Source organism: Arthrobacter sp. U41, assembly GCF_007679325.1.
Classification (GTDB): Bacteria; Actinomycetota; Actinomycetes; order Actinomycetales; family Micrococcaceae; genus Arthrobacter.
The window spans coordinates 447,426-462,942 of the sequence record NZ_VEGI01000002.1 but is presented as its reverse complement, the minus strand read 5'-3'; the positions used below and the strand labels follow the sequence as shown (position 1 = coordinate 462,942).

At 66.9% G+C, this 15,517-nt stretch carries 12 protein-coding genes; 4 read left to right on the top strand and 8 right to left on the bottom strand.

Going from position 1 to position 15,517, the window contains the following annotated elements; all coding sequences use genetic code 11:
- The first annotated feature begins 179 nt into the window (after nucleotides 1–179).
- A complete protein-coding gene (ald, locus tag FS787_RS10920; RefSeq protein WP_144672428.1) occupies nucleotides 180–1,298 on the top strand; it encodes an alanine dehydrogenase in 1,119 nt (372 codons plus the stop codon).
- 92 nt (nucleotides 1,299–1,390) lie between these two features.
- Here the strand turns inward: ald and FS787_RS10915 are convergent, their stop codons facing one another.
- From FS787_RS10915 to FS787_RS10890, 6 genes are all read right to left on the bottom strand, one after another.
- Nucleotides 1,391–2,446, bottom strand: coding sequence for a Gfo/Idh/MocA family oxidoreductase (locus tag FS787_RS10915; RefSeq protein ID WP_144672427.1), 1,056 nt, complete (start codon nucleotides 2,444–2,446; stop codon nucleotides 1,391–1,393).
- Between the two features lie 127 nt (nucleotides 2,447–2,573).
- Nucleotides 2,574–4,268 (bottom strand): ABC transporter family substrate-binding protein, encoded by a 1,695-nt coding sequence (locus FS787_RS10910; protein WP_144672426.1) that lies wholly within the window; start codon nucleotides 4,266–4,268, stop codon nucleotides 2,574–2,576.
- Nucleotides 4,269–4,321: 53 nt separating this feature from the next.
- A complete protein-coding gene (locus FS787_RS10905; RefSeq protein WP_144672532.1) occupies nucleotides 4,322–6,589 on the bottom strand; it encodes an ABC transporter ATP-binding protein in 2,268 nt (755 codons plus the stop codon).
- Between the two features lie 8 nt (nucleotides 6,590–6,597).
- The gene (locus FS787_RS10900; RefSeq protein ID WP_144672425.1) at nucleotides 6,598–7,623 is read right to left on the bottom strand and encodes an ABC transporter permease; all 1,026 of its coding nucleotides are present in this window, start codon (nucleotides 7,621–7,623) and stop codon (nucleotides 6,598–6,600) included.
- Between the two features lie 2 nt (nucleotides 7,624–7,625).
- Nucleotides 7,626–8,612, bottom strand: coding sequence for an ABC transporter permease (locus FS787_RS10895; RefSeq protein ID WP_144672424.1), 987 nt, complete (start codon nucleotides 8,610–8,612; stop codon nucleotides 7,626–7,628).
- Nucleotides 8,613–8,965: 353 nt separating this feature from the next.
- Nucleotides 8,966–9,562, bottom strand: a complete 597-nt coding sequence (locus FS787_RS10890) for a TetR/AcrR family transcriptional regulator (protein ID WP_186329159.1) — start codon at nucleotides 9,560–9,562, stop codon at nucleotides 8,966–8,968.
- 124 nt (nucleotides 9,563–9,686) lie between these two features.
- On the opposite strand from FS787_RS10890, the gene FS787_RS10885 reads away from it, so the two are divergent.
- The 3 genes from FS787_RS10885 (at nucleotide 9,687) to FS787_RS10875 (ending at nucleotide 12,160) form a co-directional block, all read left to right on the top strand.
- Nucleotides 9,687–10,250, top strand: a complete 564-nt coding sequence (locus FS787_RS10885; RefSeq protein WP_144672423.1) for an NAD(P)H-dependent oxidoreductase — start codon at nucleotides 9,687–9,689, stop codon at nucleotides 10,248–10,250.
- A gap of 136 nt (nucleotides 10,251–10,386) precedes the next feature.
- Nucleotides 10,387–11,679, top strand: a complete 1,293-nt coding sequence (locus tag FS787_RS10880; RefSeq protein ID WP_144672422.1) for a PLP-dependent aminotransferase family protein — start codon at nucleotides 10,387–10,389, stop codon at nucleotides 11,677–11,679.
- A gap of 49 nt (nucleotides 11,680–11,728) precedes the next feature.
- Nucleotides 11,729–12,160, top strand: coding sequence for a universal stress protein (locus tag FS787_RS10875; RefSeq protein WP_144672421.1), 432 nt, complete (start codon nucleotides 11,729–11,731; stop codon nucleotides 12,158–12,160).
- A gap of 41 nt (nucleotides 12,161–12,201) precedes the next feature.
- Here the strand turns inward: FS787_RS10875 and FS787_RS10870 are convergent, their stop codons facing one another.
- Both FS787_RS10870 and FS787_RS10865 read right to left on the bottom strand, forming a co-directional pair.
- The gene (locus FS787_RS10870) at nucleotides 12,202–13,800 is read right to left on the bottom strand and encodes an AMP-binding protein (RefSeq protein ID WP_144672420.1); all 1,599 of its coding nucleotides are present in this window, start codon (nucleotides 13,798–13,800) and stop codon (nucleotides 12,202–12,204) included.
- 108 nt (nucleotides 13,801–13,908) lie between these two features.
- Entirely contained in the window at nucleotides 13,909–15,480 is a 1,572-nt protein-coding gene (locus FS787_RS10865) for a dihydrolipoamide acetyltransferase family protein (protein WP_144672419.1), read from the bottom strand.
- Nucleotides 15,481–15,517: the final 37 nt, after the last annotated feature.

Genomic DNA, 15,517 nt, shown 5'->3' with positions numbered 1-15,517 from the left:
TGACGCTCGCGGGTTCGACAAATGTCCAGTGTGCTATTTGGAAAAGCGCGGAATTCCGCGGAAGCCGGACGCTGCCGCGCGGCCGGGCCTGTCGCTTGCCTCACAGCCGGATTTATTCTGGAAGTACAACTTCCCCCACACACCCAGGCCCATAAAGCCGCCAGCAATGGAGTCCCCAAATGATCATCGGTGTCCCCAAAGAGATCAAGAACAACGAATTCCGCGTCGCCATCACAGCTGCCGGTGTCCACGAATTCCGCACCCACGGCCACTCGGTCCTGGTGGAGCGCGGCGCGGGCCTGGGCTCAGGCATCACGGATGAGGAATACGCGATCGCTGGCGCCGAGATCGTCACCGAAGCAGATGACGTCTGGGCACGCGCCGACATGATCCTGAAGGTCAAGGAGCCTGTCAAGGCCGAATACCACCGGTTCCGCAAGGGCCTGATCCTCTTCACCTACCTGCACCTCGCGGCCGAGCCGGAGCTGACGCAGGCGCTCATTAACAGCGGCGTCACCGCCATCGCCTACGAGACCGTCCAGGAAGGCCGCGCCCTGCCGCTGCTCGCCCCGATGTCCGAGGTCGCCGGCCGCCTGTCCGTCCAGGTGGGCGCCACCTCGCTGATGGCTCCGGCCGGCGGCAAGGGCGTGCTGCTCGGCGGCGTACCGGGCGTCCGCCCGGCCAAGGTGGTTGTCCTTGGCGCCGGTGTTGCCGGGACCAACGCCGCCGCCATGGCCTTGGGCCTCGGCGCCGATGTCACCATCCTGGACATCAACATCAACCGGCTGCGCGAACTGGACGCCCAGTACCAGGGCCGCCTGAAAACCGTTGCCTCCAACGCCTACGAGATCGAGAAGTCTGTTATCGACGCCGACCTCGTGATCGGCTCCGTCCTGATCCCGGGCGCCAAGGCCCCGAAGCTGGTCGCCAACGAGCTCGTCTCCCGCATGAAGCCCGGCTCCGTACTGGTGGACATCGCCGTTGACCAGGGCGGCTGCTTCGAGGACACCCACCCCACCACGCACCAGGAACCGACGTACAAGGTCCACAACACGATCTTCTACTGCGTTGCCAACATGCCCGGCGCCGTCCCGAACACCTCCACCTACGCACTGACCAACGTCACCCTGCGTTACGCCGTCGCCCTGGCCAACCTGGGCGTCAAGGCCGCCTTCGAACGCGACGCCGCCCTGGCCGCCGGCCTCAACATCGCCGGCGGAAAGGTGGCGCACCGCTCGGTCTCCGAGGCGCACAACCTGCCCCTCGTCGCCGACTGGCACGAGCTGGTCTCCGCGTAACACCCCGGAGTTAGCGTCGGCTGCTCCGTAGATGCCCTTCTGAGTCCTCAGAACGGCGTCTACGGAGCAGTCGTTTGCTGTTTAAGCCCGCGTTAAGCCAGTGCGCGGGCCTGTTCGATGAGCTTGAGAACCTCGACCGCGTCCTTCGGGTCCACCGGGACCGGCAGTGCCGACGCCGCCCCGCCGCCGTTGATCTTCTCCGCGAGGATCCGGTAGAACTCCGGGTAGGCGCCACGCTCGGTGGGCAGCCGGTCCAGGTGCCCGTCGCGGCCCAGCAGCCCGGCCCAGTCCCGGTCCTCCACCCCGTAGTCCGGATCCAGCGGGCTGCCGCCGGCGACGATAAAGGGCTCCTGCGGGTCGACGCCGTGCTTGGTGAAGGCGCCGTCGCTGCCCAGCAGCCGGAAGCGCGGGCCCTGCTGGGCGCAGAGCATGTTCATCCACAGGTGGGTCGTCACGCCGGAATCGTGCCGCAGGGCCAGGAACACGTCGTCGTCGGTCTTCTCCCCTGCCCGGCGCGCAGCGAGTTCCGCGTGAGTGACCGTGGCGGGGCCGAAGAGCTGCACGGCCTGGTCCAGCAGGTGGGTCCCGAGGTCGAACAGCACCCCGCCGCCGTCGTCCGCAGTCGCTTCCGCTTTCCAGGCCTTGGCGACCGTCGGGGACCAACGTTCAAAGCGGGATTCAAACCGTGTGACGCCGCCCAGGGCACCGCTGTCCAGCAGCCCGCGGACGGTGAGGTAGTCGCCGTCCCAGCGCCGGTTCTGGAAGACGGTGAGGACGCGGCCCAGCCGCTCCGCAAGCCGGATGAGCTCCTCGCCTTCGGCGCTGCGCACCGTAAACGGCTTGTCGACGACGACGTCCAGCCCGGCTTCCAGCGCGGCCTTCGCGAGCGGGTAGTGCGTGGCCGGTGGGGTGCCCAGGACCAGCAGGTCCAGCTCATCGGCGCGCTCCAGGATGTCCGCCGGGGTGTCCACAATCCGGGCGCCGGGATACCGGGCGGACGCGGCGGACTGCCGGCCGGCGTCGGACGTGGAGATCATCTCCAGGGAGAAGGCGGGGTCGGCGGCGAGCAGCGGGGCGTGGAAGACGCTGCCCGAGAGGCCAAAGCCGGCGACGGACGTGCGGATGGGCCGGTTGGAGTCTGTTGTCATGGTCCCACGCTACCCCCGCGCGCCCAACCGACGCTCCCTCAGATCTCGCAACAAAACAGGCGACGCCCCCTCAAGGTGAGGGAGCGTCGCCCGAAAAGCTGCTAAAGGTGAGGGAGCGTCGGAGGGGTTACTTCTGCCAGCCGACGACGCTCCAGTCCGGAGTCTGGAACAGGGACGCGCCGTAGTTGGCGAGGCCGGTGCGGGCGAAGTAGATCTGCGGGCCGTTCATGAGGACGCCCATGGAGTAGTACTTGGCCATGTGCTTCTTTTCGACCTCCATGGCGGCCTTGTTGCGCTCGGTGTCGTCCTCGATGGAGGCGAGGTCCTTGATGGCCTTGTCCAGTTCGGCGTCGCCGAGTTCGTTCTCGTTGGTCTTGGAATCGTAGAACTGCTTCACGCCCGCGGTTGCATCCGCGCCGACGGTGTAGCCGCTGATGGTGAGCTGGAAGTCGCGGCTGCCCAGGACCTTGCCGAAGTCCGCGTCGCCGCGCTGATCGATGCCAACCTCCATGCCGGCGGCCTGAAGCTGCTTCTGCAGGGTCTGCACGGTGGCGAGGGACGTCGGGTCGTCACCGAAGTTCGTGATCTTGAAGGAAACGGCCTTGCCGTCCTTCTCCATGGTGCCCTTGGCGTTCGGCGCGTAGCCGGCGTCGGTCAGGACCTTCTTGGCCGCGTCCGTGCCCGCTTCCTTGACCGGGTAGTTGTCCTGGTAGTACTTGGAGAACGGCATCAGCATCATCGATCCCGAGCTTTCCTCTTCCCAGTTCAGCCCGCCGAAACGCACGGCGCGGACGGCCGGACGGTCGACGGCGGTGAAGATCGCCTGGCGGACCGCGACGTCAGTCAACGGGGCCTTCATGGCGTTGAGGTTCAGGCCGCCCGCGAATAGGCGCTGGCCGCGGCGGACCTCGGAGTTCTTGGTGCCTTCAAGCTGCTTGTACTTGGTCAGCGTGCGGCCGTCGGCCATGTCGATTTCGCCGTTCTTGAAGGCGGCGATCTCGGCGCTTGCCTCGAGCTGGCGGAAGATCACCTTTTCCAGGACCGGCTTCTCGCCCCACCACTTCTCGTTCGGAACCATGGAGACGGTCTTGGCCGCGGAGTCGTACTTTTCGACCTTGAACGGGCCGGCCATCCACTCGGGGTGCATCTCCCCGGAGAAACCGGTGTTGAAGAGCTCCGGCGTGTTGACTGCCTGTGGGATGAAGCCGCCGAAGATGTCGCTCAGCGGGTAGACCGGCTGGGTGGTGGTTGCGATGACTTCCTTGTCACTGCTTCCGGCCTTCACGGAGTCGATGAACTCGTAGGCACCGGAGGACACGATGTCGATGTCCTTGTTCTTGCCGTTGAGCATGGTCCAGGTGTTCACAAAGGTCTCGGCGTTGATGGGGGTGCCATCGTTGTATACGGCCTTCGGGTTGATCTTGATGGTGATGGTCTGCTTGCCGTCTTTGACCTCGCTCTGGAAGTCTTCGCAGAAGTTGGTGTTCAGCTTGGTGCTGCCGTCGAAGTCGAGCTTCCAGCAGCCCACGTAGCCGGCTTCGTCGATGGGGTAGTGCAGTTCCGTGTTGTCCGCGGAGTTGCCCGCATTGGAGAAGCCGTTGAAGTCCGGGCCGATGTTTCCGACCGGCAGCGTCACGGTGCCGCCCTGCTTCAGCTCATCGGCTTTCTTGGCGTTGACGCTGATGAGCTTGTTGATGTCGCCGGAGGCGTCCTGAGCCTTGGCGCTCTCGGCGGAAGTGGTGGCGCCGCCTCCGCCGCAGCCGGTCAGCGCGAGTGCTGCCGCGACGGCGGCCACCCCGCCGATCCTGGTCAGATTCTTCATAATGATCCCCTTCATTCCTTGTGCGAGTTGTGATGCAGGTGCGGTTTGGTGCGTCAGAGGGACTCGTGGACAACCAACATGTCCGCGTCCAGTTCGCCGTCCGGGTAGAAACAGGCGAAGTGCTGGTCTGTGGGGGCCGCGGGTGCGGCCGGGAGTCCGGCGGTCCGGTGACCGGCGGCCGTGGCGGGAGCCGTCGCCGCTTCCAACGGCGGCTCGAGGGTGAGGCATTTCTCCTGCTTGGCCGGCGGCAGCGCGGCGAAGACCGGGCAGCGGGTGGCGAAGTTGCAACCCTTGGGCGCCTCGAGCGGGGAAGGTAGATCCCCCTGCAGGATGATCCGTTCGCGGGTGCGTTCCAGGACGGGGTCCGGGACCGGAATCGCGGAGAGCAGGGCCCGGGTGTAGGGATGGCGCGGATTGTCGAAGACGGCGTCGACGTCGCCGATCTCCACAATCTTGCCCAGGTACATCACCGCTACACGGTTGGAGATGTGTCGCACCACGGAGAGGTCATGGGCCACCATCAGGTAGCTCAGCCCGAGTTCGGCGCGGAGCTTGTCCAGGAGGTTGATCACGCCGGCCTGCACGGACACGTCCAGGGCGGATACCGGCTCGTCCAGGACCACCAGTCTGGGGTTCACGGCGAGGGCACGGGCGATGCCGATGCGCTGGCGCTGGCCGCCGGAGAACTGGTTGGGGAAGCGGTTCACGTGGTCCGGCTGGAGGCCCACGAGTTCCATCAGCTCCATGATCCGCGCGCGGATCTGGGGCTTGGCCATGCCCGCGTTCTCGAGCGGCTCGGACAGCACCTCAAACACGGTGAAACGCGGGTCGAGGGCGCCGGTGGGGTCCTGGAACACCATCTGGAGTTCCTTGCGCATGGCGCCCTTCGTCCTGGCGTCCGCGGCCTGCTTGTTGCTGAGCCCGCCGATCACCACCTCGCCGTCCTGGTCCTTGTGGAACTCCATGATTTCCAGGAGGGTGGTGGTCTTGCCGCAGCCGGACTCGCCCACAATCGAGAAGCACTCACCTTCGCGGATATCGAAGCTCAGCCCATCCACGGCCTTGACGGTGCCGATCCGGCGCTTGATCAGGGCGCCCTTCATCAGCGGGAAGTGTTTCCGCACGTCGCGGAGCTCCAGCACGGTCCGGCGTTCGGCGCGCGGGACCGCGTCAAAGTCTGACACCGGAACGGCCGGGGCCCGGAAGATCTCGCGGACGTCCACGTCACCGCCGAGGGAATCCGTCTTGATGCAGGCAGCCTTGTGCTGCAGGCCGCCGTCCAGGCCGGCCCCGGCGACGGGCCACAGCTCCGGCTCACCCTCGAGGCAGGCGTCGCCAGCCAGCGGGCAGCGCGGCGCGAAGGAACAGCCTGTCGGTGTGTGGACAAGATTCGGCGGGAGGCCCTCGATCGGTACCAGCGAGGTCTTCTCGGCCACATCGACGCGCGGCACCGCGCCCAGCAGGCCCATCGTGTACGGCATTCGCGGGTTGTAGTAGATGTCATCCACGCTGCCGGTCTCCACGGGCTTGCCGGCGTACATCACCATGATGTCGTCCGCCATACCGGCGACGACGCCCAGATCGTGGGTGATCATGACGACGGCGGCGCCGGTTTCCTCCTGCGCGGTGTGCAGCACCTCAAGGACCTGCGCCTGGATGGTGACGTCGAGCGCCGTCGTCGGCTCGTCCGCGATCAGCACACGCGGGTTGTTGGCGATCGCGATGGCGATCATCACGCGCTGGCGCATGCCGCCGGAGAATTCGTGCGGGAAGGCCTTGAGCCGGTCTTTCGGGCTGGGAATGCCCACCATGCCGAGGAGTTCGACGGCGCGCGCTTCCTTTGCCTGCTTGCTCATGTTGGCGTTGTGGACCGTGAGCGCCTCGATGATCTGGGCGCCCACGGTGTAGACCGGGGTCAGGGACGACAGCGGATCCTGGAAGACCATGGCGATGTCGTGGCCGCGGTGCCGGCACATCGCCTTGTCGCTGAGGCCCAGCAGCTCCTTGCCCTGGAGCCGGACCGAACCGGTGATTTCGGCGGTGTCCGGCAGCAGGCCCAGGATGGCCATGGAGGTAACGGACTTCCCGGACCCCGATTCGCCTACGATGCCCAGCGTCCTGCCGGCACGGAGGTCGAAGTCGATACCGCGGACGGCGTGGACCACACCGTTCTCCGTGTTGAAGCGGACGTTCAGGTCACGGACGGACAGCACGGCATCCGTGGGGGCATCACCCGGCGCGTGCAGGCCGGCGACGTGAAGGCGCTCGGCAGTGGAGAGGCCGGCGGCGGAGAGCTCGGAGGATTCGGCGCTGGCAGTCATTTCGTGGCTCATGAGGCCTTCTCCTGTGTCTTGCCAGTCCTGGCGTTCTTCTGGTTCCTGCCGGTCCTCCCCTGGCCGCGGGCGCGTTTCCCGGCGCTGCCGATGGAGCTGGAGCTGGGGTCGAACGCGTCCCTCAGGCCGTCGTTCATCATGGCCAGCGAACCGGTGAGCAGGAACATGACGGTCAGCGGCACCCAGAACATCCACGGGAACGTGGAGACCTGGGACGTGGCCTGGCCAATCAGCACGCCCAGGCTCACATCCGGGACCTTGATGCCGATACCGATGAAGGAGAACGCAACCTCGGCCAGGATCGCGCCGGTGACTCCGCGGGTGATGTCAAGGACCAGGAGCGAGCCGATATTCGGGACGAGGTGCCGCCAGACGATGCGCCGCGGCGGGATTCCCATGTACTGGGCCGCCTTGACGAAGTCGCGCGACATCAGGGACATCGACAGCGAACGGATGAGGCGGGCCGTGCCCATCCAGCTGAAGACCAGCAGGACGATGATCAGCAGCAGCCAGCTGGGCAGGCTCTCCTGCAGGCCGTTGCCGCCGCCGCTCGTGGCCACGGCCACCACCAGCAGTGCCGGCATCATGATCAGGGCCTCGAGGATGAACAGCATGACCTTGTCCACCTTCCCGCCGAAGTAGGCCATGGTGCAGCCGTACACCGCCGCGATCAGCACGGAGACGAGGCCGACGACGAGGCCGATCAGGATCGAGACCCGGGCGCCCTCGACAGTGAGGGCGTACAGGTCAATGCCGGCCTGCGAGGTGCCCAGCAGGTGCTCGGCCGACGGCGGCATGCCGATGCTGAAGGGGTCGATCGTCTCCTTGTCCCAGCTGGAGAAGAAGCCGCCGATGAGGGAGAACAGGGTCAGCGCCGCGAAGATGACGAGGCCGACGACGGCTGTCTTGTTGCGCAGGAAGCGGCGGAGGATGATCGTCGACTTGGCGATGACGACGTCGTTGTTCTCGATCTTGGCTTCGCCGGCGACGGCGGCCGGGTCGATGGTGTTGAGGTTTGTCATGGTTACTGCACCCGCACTCTCGGGTCGACCAGCGTGGTGGCGAAGTCCGCGAGGATCGCACCGATCGCGAAGATTACGGAGCCGTAGGCGAGGGTCGCCGTCGCGGCGTTGACGTCCTGCAGGGCGATCGCGTCGATGCTCCAGGAGCCGACGCCGTGCCAGGCGAAGATCTTTTCAGCGAAGAATCCGCCGGCGAAGATGGCTGGGATCGTGAAGGCGATGCTTTGTGCCACGGGGATGAAGGACACGCGAAGGGCATGCCGGCTGATGGCCTGGTTGCGGGTGAGTCCCTTGGCCCGCGCGGTCCGGACGAAGTCGGCGTTGACGTTGTCCAGGAGGTATTGGCGCTGGGCGATCTGGTAGGCCCCCCAGCCCACGATCGTGATCGCGAAGGTCGGTACCGCGTAGTGGGCCAGCATGTCCACGAACTGCGCCCAGCCGTCCCCCTCCAGCCCGGGCGTGGAAATGCCGGTGACAAAGAAGATGCGTTCTCCGACCGTCTCGTTGATGTTGATGGCTCCGAGCTGCACCAGGAAGTAGGCGATCGGTGCGGGCACGATATAGACGAGGTAGCTGTAGGAGGTGATGACCCGGTCCGAGGCTTTGTACTGCCGGGCCGCCGTGTAGACGCCCAGGGCGATGCCGATGATGAGGGTCAGGATGATGGAGGCCAGGAACAGCCGGGTGGAGATCCAGACCCGATCGCCGAATTCGGCGTTGATGAACGCGCCGCTGGGGCTGCGCCCCCAGTCCCAGCGGGTGACGATCGCCGTGAGCCACTCGACGTAGCGTTCCCACGGGCTGAGCTCCGGATCGAGGCCCTTGAGCCGGAAGGAGTTGGCCACCTGCTCGGGGGTGGGCCGCGGGATCCGCTCCTGCTCCAGCAGCGCCGGCTGCAGGGTGTTCACGGCCAGGAAGTACCCGGCGGTGGTGGTCAGGAAGATCATGAAGGCATAGGTGAGGGCGCGCTTGGCGAGGTATCGGAGCATGGGGACTAGTTCTGGATCGCCGGTGCCTGTGCGGTGCCCGCCGGGCCGGCTGAAACAGCCTCGCCGCGCGCGGGATTGCTGACAAGATTCACTACCTGATCCTTCCGTAGTCCCCGTCCGGCAGGGGATTACCGCCGCCGATCCGGGATCTGGGCCAGCGGGTATCTGGCCGCCTGCAGGCCTTTCGGCGGGCCCTGGGGGGCTATGTTGCAGGTCACATTCCAGAGGAAACTATCACATCGATATCGCCATCAGGCGACGTCGGACCGGCGTTCCGGCAGTCAGGTATCAGATCGTTATGAATAATTCAGGTGAATTGATTTGATCCTCGCGAGCCGGCGATCCGCACCTGCTTAGGCGCCGCGCACTACGCGCGAGACGAGCTCGCGCCATGACGCGGCGAGCCGTTCCGGGGCTACGTGGTGCACGCGGACGGCATGCAGGATCCGCTCCGGCTCCAGGACGGCGCTTAGCGACGTGGCCATGAGCCAGGGATCCGTGGTGACTCCCGCTTCCCGCAGCAGCATCTCCAGGTGCCGGTGCCAGAGCACGGCCGCCGGCACGTCGAACCGGTTGTAGGCCGACACGTCCGCGGCCCGGGCCAGCTCGCCGAATTCCAGCACCCAGGTGATCCGCTCCTCGCCAAAGGCAATAAGCCGCTCCAGCGGCGGCGCGCCGGGGCCGAGCGGGGGCGGACCGAACATAAAGCGCCCCTGGAAGTGGGCCTCCGCGTCGCTCAAAAGGCTCATCATGAGCCCGGCCCGGCTGCCGAACCGCCGGAACACCGTCCCCTTGCCCACGCCGGCCCGCTGCGCCAGCGTTCCCATGGTCAGGCCGTCGGCCCCGCACTCCTCAATAAGTTCGCGGGCGGCACGGAGGAGCAGCTCGCGGTTCCGGGCGGCGTCGCGGCGCTCTGGCTCCAGGCCCGGGCGCATTGGGATTGAGCTCACACCGCACAGTCTAGCCCCGGGGAATAGAAGCGGACCGCAGTCCGTTTTGATCAGTGAAGGCCGGCAAAGCCTCCACGATCAGCCAGCCGCAGGATCACCCGCGGCGCGATACCAAGGAGTTCACATGACCAAGAACACCGTACTCACCCTGGTCGGCAGCCTGCGCGCCGATTCCACCAACCAGAAGCTGGCCGAGGCCATCCAGCTGAACGCGCCGGAGCAGGTTAAGGTGCTCATCCACGACAGCCTCGGCAACATCCCGTTCTACAACGAGGACATCGACGTCGAGGGCCGGGTCCCGGCCGCCGCCGCCGCCCTGCGCGCCGCCGCGAATGACGCCGACACCCTGCTCCTGGTCACTCCGGAGCACAACGGCACGGTCCCCGCCTCGCTCAAGAACGCCATCGACTGGCTGTCCCGCCCGTTCGGCGCCGGCGCCCTGAACGGCAAGCCGACCGCCGTCGTCGGCACCGCCTTCGGCCAGTTCGGCGGAGTCTGGGCCCAGGACGAGGCCCGCAAGGCCGTCGGCATCGCCGGCGCCCGCGTCCTCGAGGACGTCAAGCTGGCCGTCCCGGGTTCCATGGTCCGCTTCGCCGAGGTCCACCCCAAGGACGACGCCGAGGTCGTGGAGCAGATCAAGGGTGTCTTCGACGCGCTGGAAGAATCCCGCACGGCCACCGCGGCATAAGCCCCGGCGATTTCGCGCCGATTTCTGACAGCCGCCACGTGGATCCACGTGGCGGCTGTCCGTTTACGTAGCCAATCCGCGGTGGTGGGAAAACAAAAGTTTCCCATGCAACAACAAGGGTTGTATTCTGGGAGATGTGACCCACGAAACACTTGATGCCGCCGCAGAAGTACTTCCGGCCGAGGCAATTGACGCAATCGAACGTGCGGCTACGTCCGCCCACCGCCACGAGGATCTGTTCTCGGAGCGCGCAGCAAATATCAAGCAATCGGCAGTCCGCGATGTCTTCGACATCTCGCTGCGCCCCGGCCTCGTGTCCCTGGCCGGCGGAAGCCCGTACCTCCAGTCCCTGCCGCTGGAACGGCTCGGCCAGACAGCCGCGAAGATCATCGCGGAACAGGGCATGACCGCCCTGCAGTACGGCGGGGGCCAAGGCACCGAGGAGCTCCGCACCCAGATCTGCGAAGTCATGGCCGCGGAAGGGATCCTGGACGCCAAACCGGAGAACGTGGTGATCACCGCGGGTTCGCAGTCGGCGCAGGATGTCGCCACCAAGGTCTTCTGCAACCCGGGCGACGTGGTGCTGGTGGAGGATCCCACCTATGTCGGCGCACTCAACACCTTCGAGGCCTACCAGGTGGAGGTCGCCACCGTGCCGATGGACGGTGACGGCATTATTCCGGACCTCCTTGAGGCAAAAATCGCCGCCCTGCAAACGGCCGGCAAGAACATCAAGTTCCTGTACACCATCCCCAGCTTCAACAACCCCTCCGGCGTCACCCTGTCCGCGGAGCGGCGGCAGCAGGTTGTTGATACATGCCGCAATGCGAATATTCTGGTGCTGGAGGACAATCCCTACGGACTACTGCGGTTTGACGGCAAGCCGCTCACGCCGCTGCGGGCCGCCAACCCGGACGACGTCATCTACATGGGGTCCTTCTCCAAGATCTTCGCTCCCGGCCTGCGGATCGGCTGGGCCCTGGTCCCGGCGCACCTGCAGCGCCGTTATTACCTCGCGTCCGAAGCGGTCACCCTGTGCCCGCCGACCCTCAACCAGATGCTGGTCTCCGCCTATCTGCGCGACTACGACTGGCGCGGCCAGATCGAGACCTACCGGGGGCTGTACAAGGAACGGTGCGACGCGATGCTGGCGGCCCTCGACGAGTACATGCCGCCGGGCCTGAGCTGGACCCGGCCGGAAGGTGGATTCTTCATCTGGGTCACCCTGCCCGACGGTGTTGACACCTACCCCTTGCTGAAGAAGGCCATCGACGCCGGGGTGGTCTTCATTCCGGGCGCGGCCTTCACCCATTCCGATGAGCCCTCCAACAAGATCCGGCTGGCGTTCAGTGCCGTCCCGCCGGAAATTATCCGCGAAGGGGTCCGCCGGCTGGCTCCAGTCCTGCGGGAAGCCATCGCCGCGCTGTAGCCTGAAGCATTGTTACGGCCAGCCGTTCGTTGATCCCAAGGAGCACTTCATGACCGGAATTATTGTTGTCGGCGTCGATGGCAGCGAGACTGCGCTGAGGGCCGCGCAGACCGCACGCGATCTGGCCGCTTCGCTCGGGGCCACCCTTCACGTGGTCAGCGCGTTCGACAGCGACAGGACAGAGGTCTACCGCAGCGGCGGCGACAAGTGGATTGTCTCCGACGCCGGGGACGCGGAGAAGGTGGCCCGGAGCGTCGCCGACAGCCTGCGCACTCCTGCAGTCCATGTCACGTACGCGGCCGCCCGAGGCAAGCCGGCCGAAGCTCTCATCGAAGAAGCGGCCCGCTCCGAGGCACAGCTGATCGTGGTCGGCAACCGCCGGATGAAAGGGCTGGGGCGTGTCCTCGGGAGCGTTGCCAACTCCGTGGCCCACAACGCCCCCTGCGACGTTTACATCGCCAAGACAGACGTGCCCGACTAGCGGTCCAGGGCCGCTGGACCGCCAGCCGGGCAGCGGCCGGACTATCCTGCTGCGGCGTCAGCCGTCTTGAGCTTCCGGCGCAGGATTTTGCCGGAGGCGGACTTTGGCACGGCGTCGATGAAGTCCACCCGGCGGATCTTCTTGAAGGGCGCCACCTTGGCCGCCACGAAGTCCATCACGGCGGCCTCGTCGAGCCGCTCGCCGTCGGCTCCGGGCTGGCGCACCACAAACGCCATAGGCACCTCCTGGCCGTCGGCGTCGGACGTTCCGATCACCGCGGCGTCGGCGATACCGGGGTGCGTGAGGAGCAGCGCTTCCAGCTCCGCCGGAGCGATCTGGTAGCCCTTGTACTTGATCAGTTCCTTGAGCCGGTCGACGATGGTGACCACGCCATCGGCGTTCACGGTGGCGATGTCCCCGGTGCGCAGGAAGCCGTCGGCGTCGAGCGTGTCCGCCGTTTCCCCGGGCCGGTTCAGGTAGCCGAGCATCACGTTCGGTCCCCGGCAGAGAAGGTGGCCGGGCGCGCTGGTGCCCTCGGCCGGCATGTCGATCTCGTCCCCGGTGGCGGGATCCAGCAGCCGGCAGTCCATGTTGGGGACGGTGTATCCGACCGAGCTGACGGGCAGCTCCGCGGCGTCAGCGGGAATCAGGTGGGACACCGGGCTCATCTCGGTCATGCCGTAGCCCTGGAGTACCCGGCAACCAAGGCGTTCGGCCAGCCTGCCGCCCAGTTCCCCGTCGAGGGGCGCCGCGCCGGACAGTGCTGTGTGCACCGAGCTGAGATCGTAGTCGGCCACCATCGGGTGCTTTGTCAGGGCCACGGCCACCGGCGGGGCAATAAAGAGGTAGCTGCACCGGTGGTCCTGGATGATCCGCAGGAACTCGGCCAGATCAAACTTCGGCATCGTCACGAGGCAGGCGCGCTGGCGCAGGGCGAGGTTCAGCAGCACGGTCAGTCCGTAGATGTGGAAAAACGGCAGCAGGGCCAGCAGCCGGTCCTCCGCGGTGACCTTGAGCAGCCCGCGGGACTGCTCGGCGTTCGCCACAAGGTTACGGTGACTGAGCATCACCCCCTTGGGCCGGCCGGTGGTCCCGGAGGAGTACGGCAGGACGGCCACGTGGGTGGCGGGATCGAACGCGACGTCGGGCGCCGGGGCGCCGGCTGCCAGCAGGTCCCGCAGCGAGGGGTGGCCGGCGGCGCCGTCGAGCACGACGATCCTGTCCGCCGGGATTCCGGCACGCGTGGCGGCGTCCCGGGCGGCGGGGAGGAGGGCCGAGACAGTAAACATCCACTCGGCTCCGGCGTCGTGGAGCTGGTGGGCGATCTCATCCGCCGTGTACAGGGAGTTGACGGTGGTGACCGTCGCGCCGGCCCGCAGGAGTCCGTGGAAAACCACGGCGAAGGCCGGAATGTTGGGGCACAGGATTGCCGCGACGCCGTGGACGCCCAGGCCCCGCGCCGACACGGCTCCGGAAACGGCGTCGATCTGCCCCACCAGGGTCCGGTAGCTGGTCTCCGCGCCGCTCGTGCCGTCCACGACGGCGATCCGGTCCAGGTCCGCCTCCGCCAGGCCGCCGAAGAGGTAGTCGTAGAGGCTGACATCGGGAATTTCCACATCGGGGAACGGGCTCGAAAACACGCAACATCTCCTTTGATCCGCGTCCGCCGGGCTGGCGGCGGCTGGTGCCACTCTAGTGCCGGCGGACCGTCCGGGACAGGCCGGCCTTGACGCGTGTCACCAGCGCGCTCAGTCGAGCAGCAGCGCGGGCTCCTCCAGGATCGACGCAACGTCTGCCATGAAACGTGCCGAGAGGTCGCCGTCCACCACCCGGTGGTCGAAGGAGCCGCCGAGGGTGGTGATCCAGCGCGGAATCACCTCTCCGTCAAGGACCCAGGGCTTCTGCTTGATGGTGCCGAAGGCCACGATGGCGACCTCGCCGGGGTTGATGATCGGCGTGCCGGTGTCGATGCCGAGGGCGCCGATGTTGGTGACCGTCAGGGTGCCGCCCTGCATCTGGGCCGGCTGGGTCTTGCCCGCGCGGGCGGTTGTCGCGAGGTCGTTCAAGGCCAGGGCCAGCTCCTTGAGCGAGAGATCCTGGGCGTTTTTGATGTTGGGGACCATCAGCCCGCGGGGGGTTGCGGCGGCGATTCCGAGGTTCATGAAGTGCTTGACGTGGATCTCGGCGGAGTCACTGCCGTCCGGGTTGTGCACCCAGGTCGCGTTGACGCTGGGGTTGCGGGCCGCGGCCCAGATGACAGCCTTGGCCAGGATCAGCAGCGGGGAAACCTTGATGCCCTCGAAATCGCGGGAGGTCTTGAGCCGCTTGACGAACTCCATGGTCCGGCTGGCATCGACGTCGACGAAGATGCTCACGTGCGGCGCCGCGAAGGCAGACTCGACCATGGCCCTCGCGGTGGCCTTGCGGACGCCCTTGACCGGGATCCGTTCGATCCGCTGTTCCTGCGGGCGGCCGGTCTTGCCCCAGAACGTGTCCGCCTTGTCCACTTCCGCGTCACGCTGGGCCTGGTAGCTGACCAGGTCCTCGCGCGTCACTTCCCCTCGGGCGCCGGTGGGGACGACGTCGGACAGGTCGATGCCGAGGTCCCGGGCGATCTTACGCACGGGAGGCTTGGCCAGGACCCTGTTGACGAGTCCGCTGATGGCGCCGCCGAGGGTGGGGCGCTGGTCAATGGCTTCGGCGGAACCGGGGGCTTCCGGACGCTCCGCGTGTGCGACGGCCTCCGGGCTGATCCAGATGTCGTGCGCCTCGACCCCCACCTGCTCCCCAACCTCGCCAGCTCGGCCAGGGAACCCGGCAGGCGTCGGCACAGGCTCGGCGAGCGGGGCCGGCTCGGCGGTGGCGGCCGACACAGCCGGCGTCGCCGTCGGCGCGGCAACCCGCCGGCGGCGTTTGACGGCGTCAGCCTTCGGACCGGAGCCCACCAGGGGGCCGCCGGCCGGGCGCCCGGCCGAGTCACCGGCGTCGGACGTATCCGCCTCCAGCTTCCCGTACAGCGGAACATCAGGAGCCTCCGCGGCGGGGGCAGGCTCGACGGCGGCGTCCGCCGCGGCAGGGGCCGCGTCGCTGACGCTGATGATCGCGGTCCCGACGTCGACCGTCAGGCCCTCGGGCACGAGCAGCTCGGTAACGGTGCCGGCGAACGGCGAAGGCAGTTCCACGAGGGACTTCGCGGTCTCGATTTCGCACAGGACATCATTGATGGCCACCGTGTCGCCGGGTTTGACCTTCCAGGCGACGATCTCGGCCTCGGTCAGCCCTTCGCCCACGTCGGGGAGGTTGAACTTGTGGAGAGTCATGTTGTCCTTGTTGGGGAAAGGCGCCTCAGGGGGAACC

What these genes read in the sequence shown, in the direction of transcription:
- FS787_RS10915 (WP_144672427.1), bottom strand. Translation starts at nt 2,446, where the DNA reads ATGACAACAGACTCCAACCGGCCCATCCGCACGTCCGTCGCCGGCTTT.
- FS787_RS10865 (WP_144672419.1), bottom strand. Translation starts at nt 15,480, where the DNA reads ATGACTCTCCACAAGTTCAACCTCCCCGACGTGGGCGAAGGGCTGACC.
- FS787_RS10905 (WP_144672532.1), bottom strand. Translation starts at nt 6,589, where the DNA reads ATGACTGCCAGCGCCGAATCCTCCGAGCTCTCCGCCGCCGGCCTCTCC.
- ald (WP_144672428.1), top strand. Translation starts at nt 180, where the DNA reads ATGATCATCGGTGTCCCCAAAGAGATCAAGAACAACGAATTCCGCGTC.
- FS787_RS10910 (WP_144672426.1), bottom strand. Translation starts at nt 4,268, where the DNA reads ATGAAGAATCTGACCAGGATCGGCGGGGTGGCCGCCGTCGCGGCAGCA.
- FS787_RS10885 (WP_144672423.1), top strand. Translation starts at nt 9,687, where the DNA reads ATGACCAAGAACACCGTACTCACCCTGGTCGGCAGCCTGCGCGCCGAT.
- FS787_RS10875 (WP_144672421.1), top strand. Translation starts at nt 11,729, where the DNA reads ATGACCGGAATTATTGTTGTCGGCGTCGATGGCAGCGAGACTGCGCTG.
- FS787_RS10900 (WP_144672425.1), bottom strand. Translation starts at nt 7,623, where the DNA reads ATGACAAACCTCAACACCATCGACCCGGCCGCCGTCGCCGGCGAAGCC.
- FS787_RS10895 (WP_144672424.1), bottom strand. Translation starts at nt 8,612, where the DNA reads ATGCTCCGATACCTCGCCAAGCGCGCCCTCACCTATGCCTTCATGATC.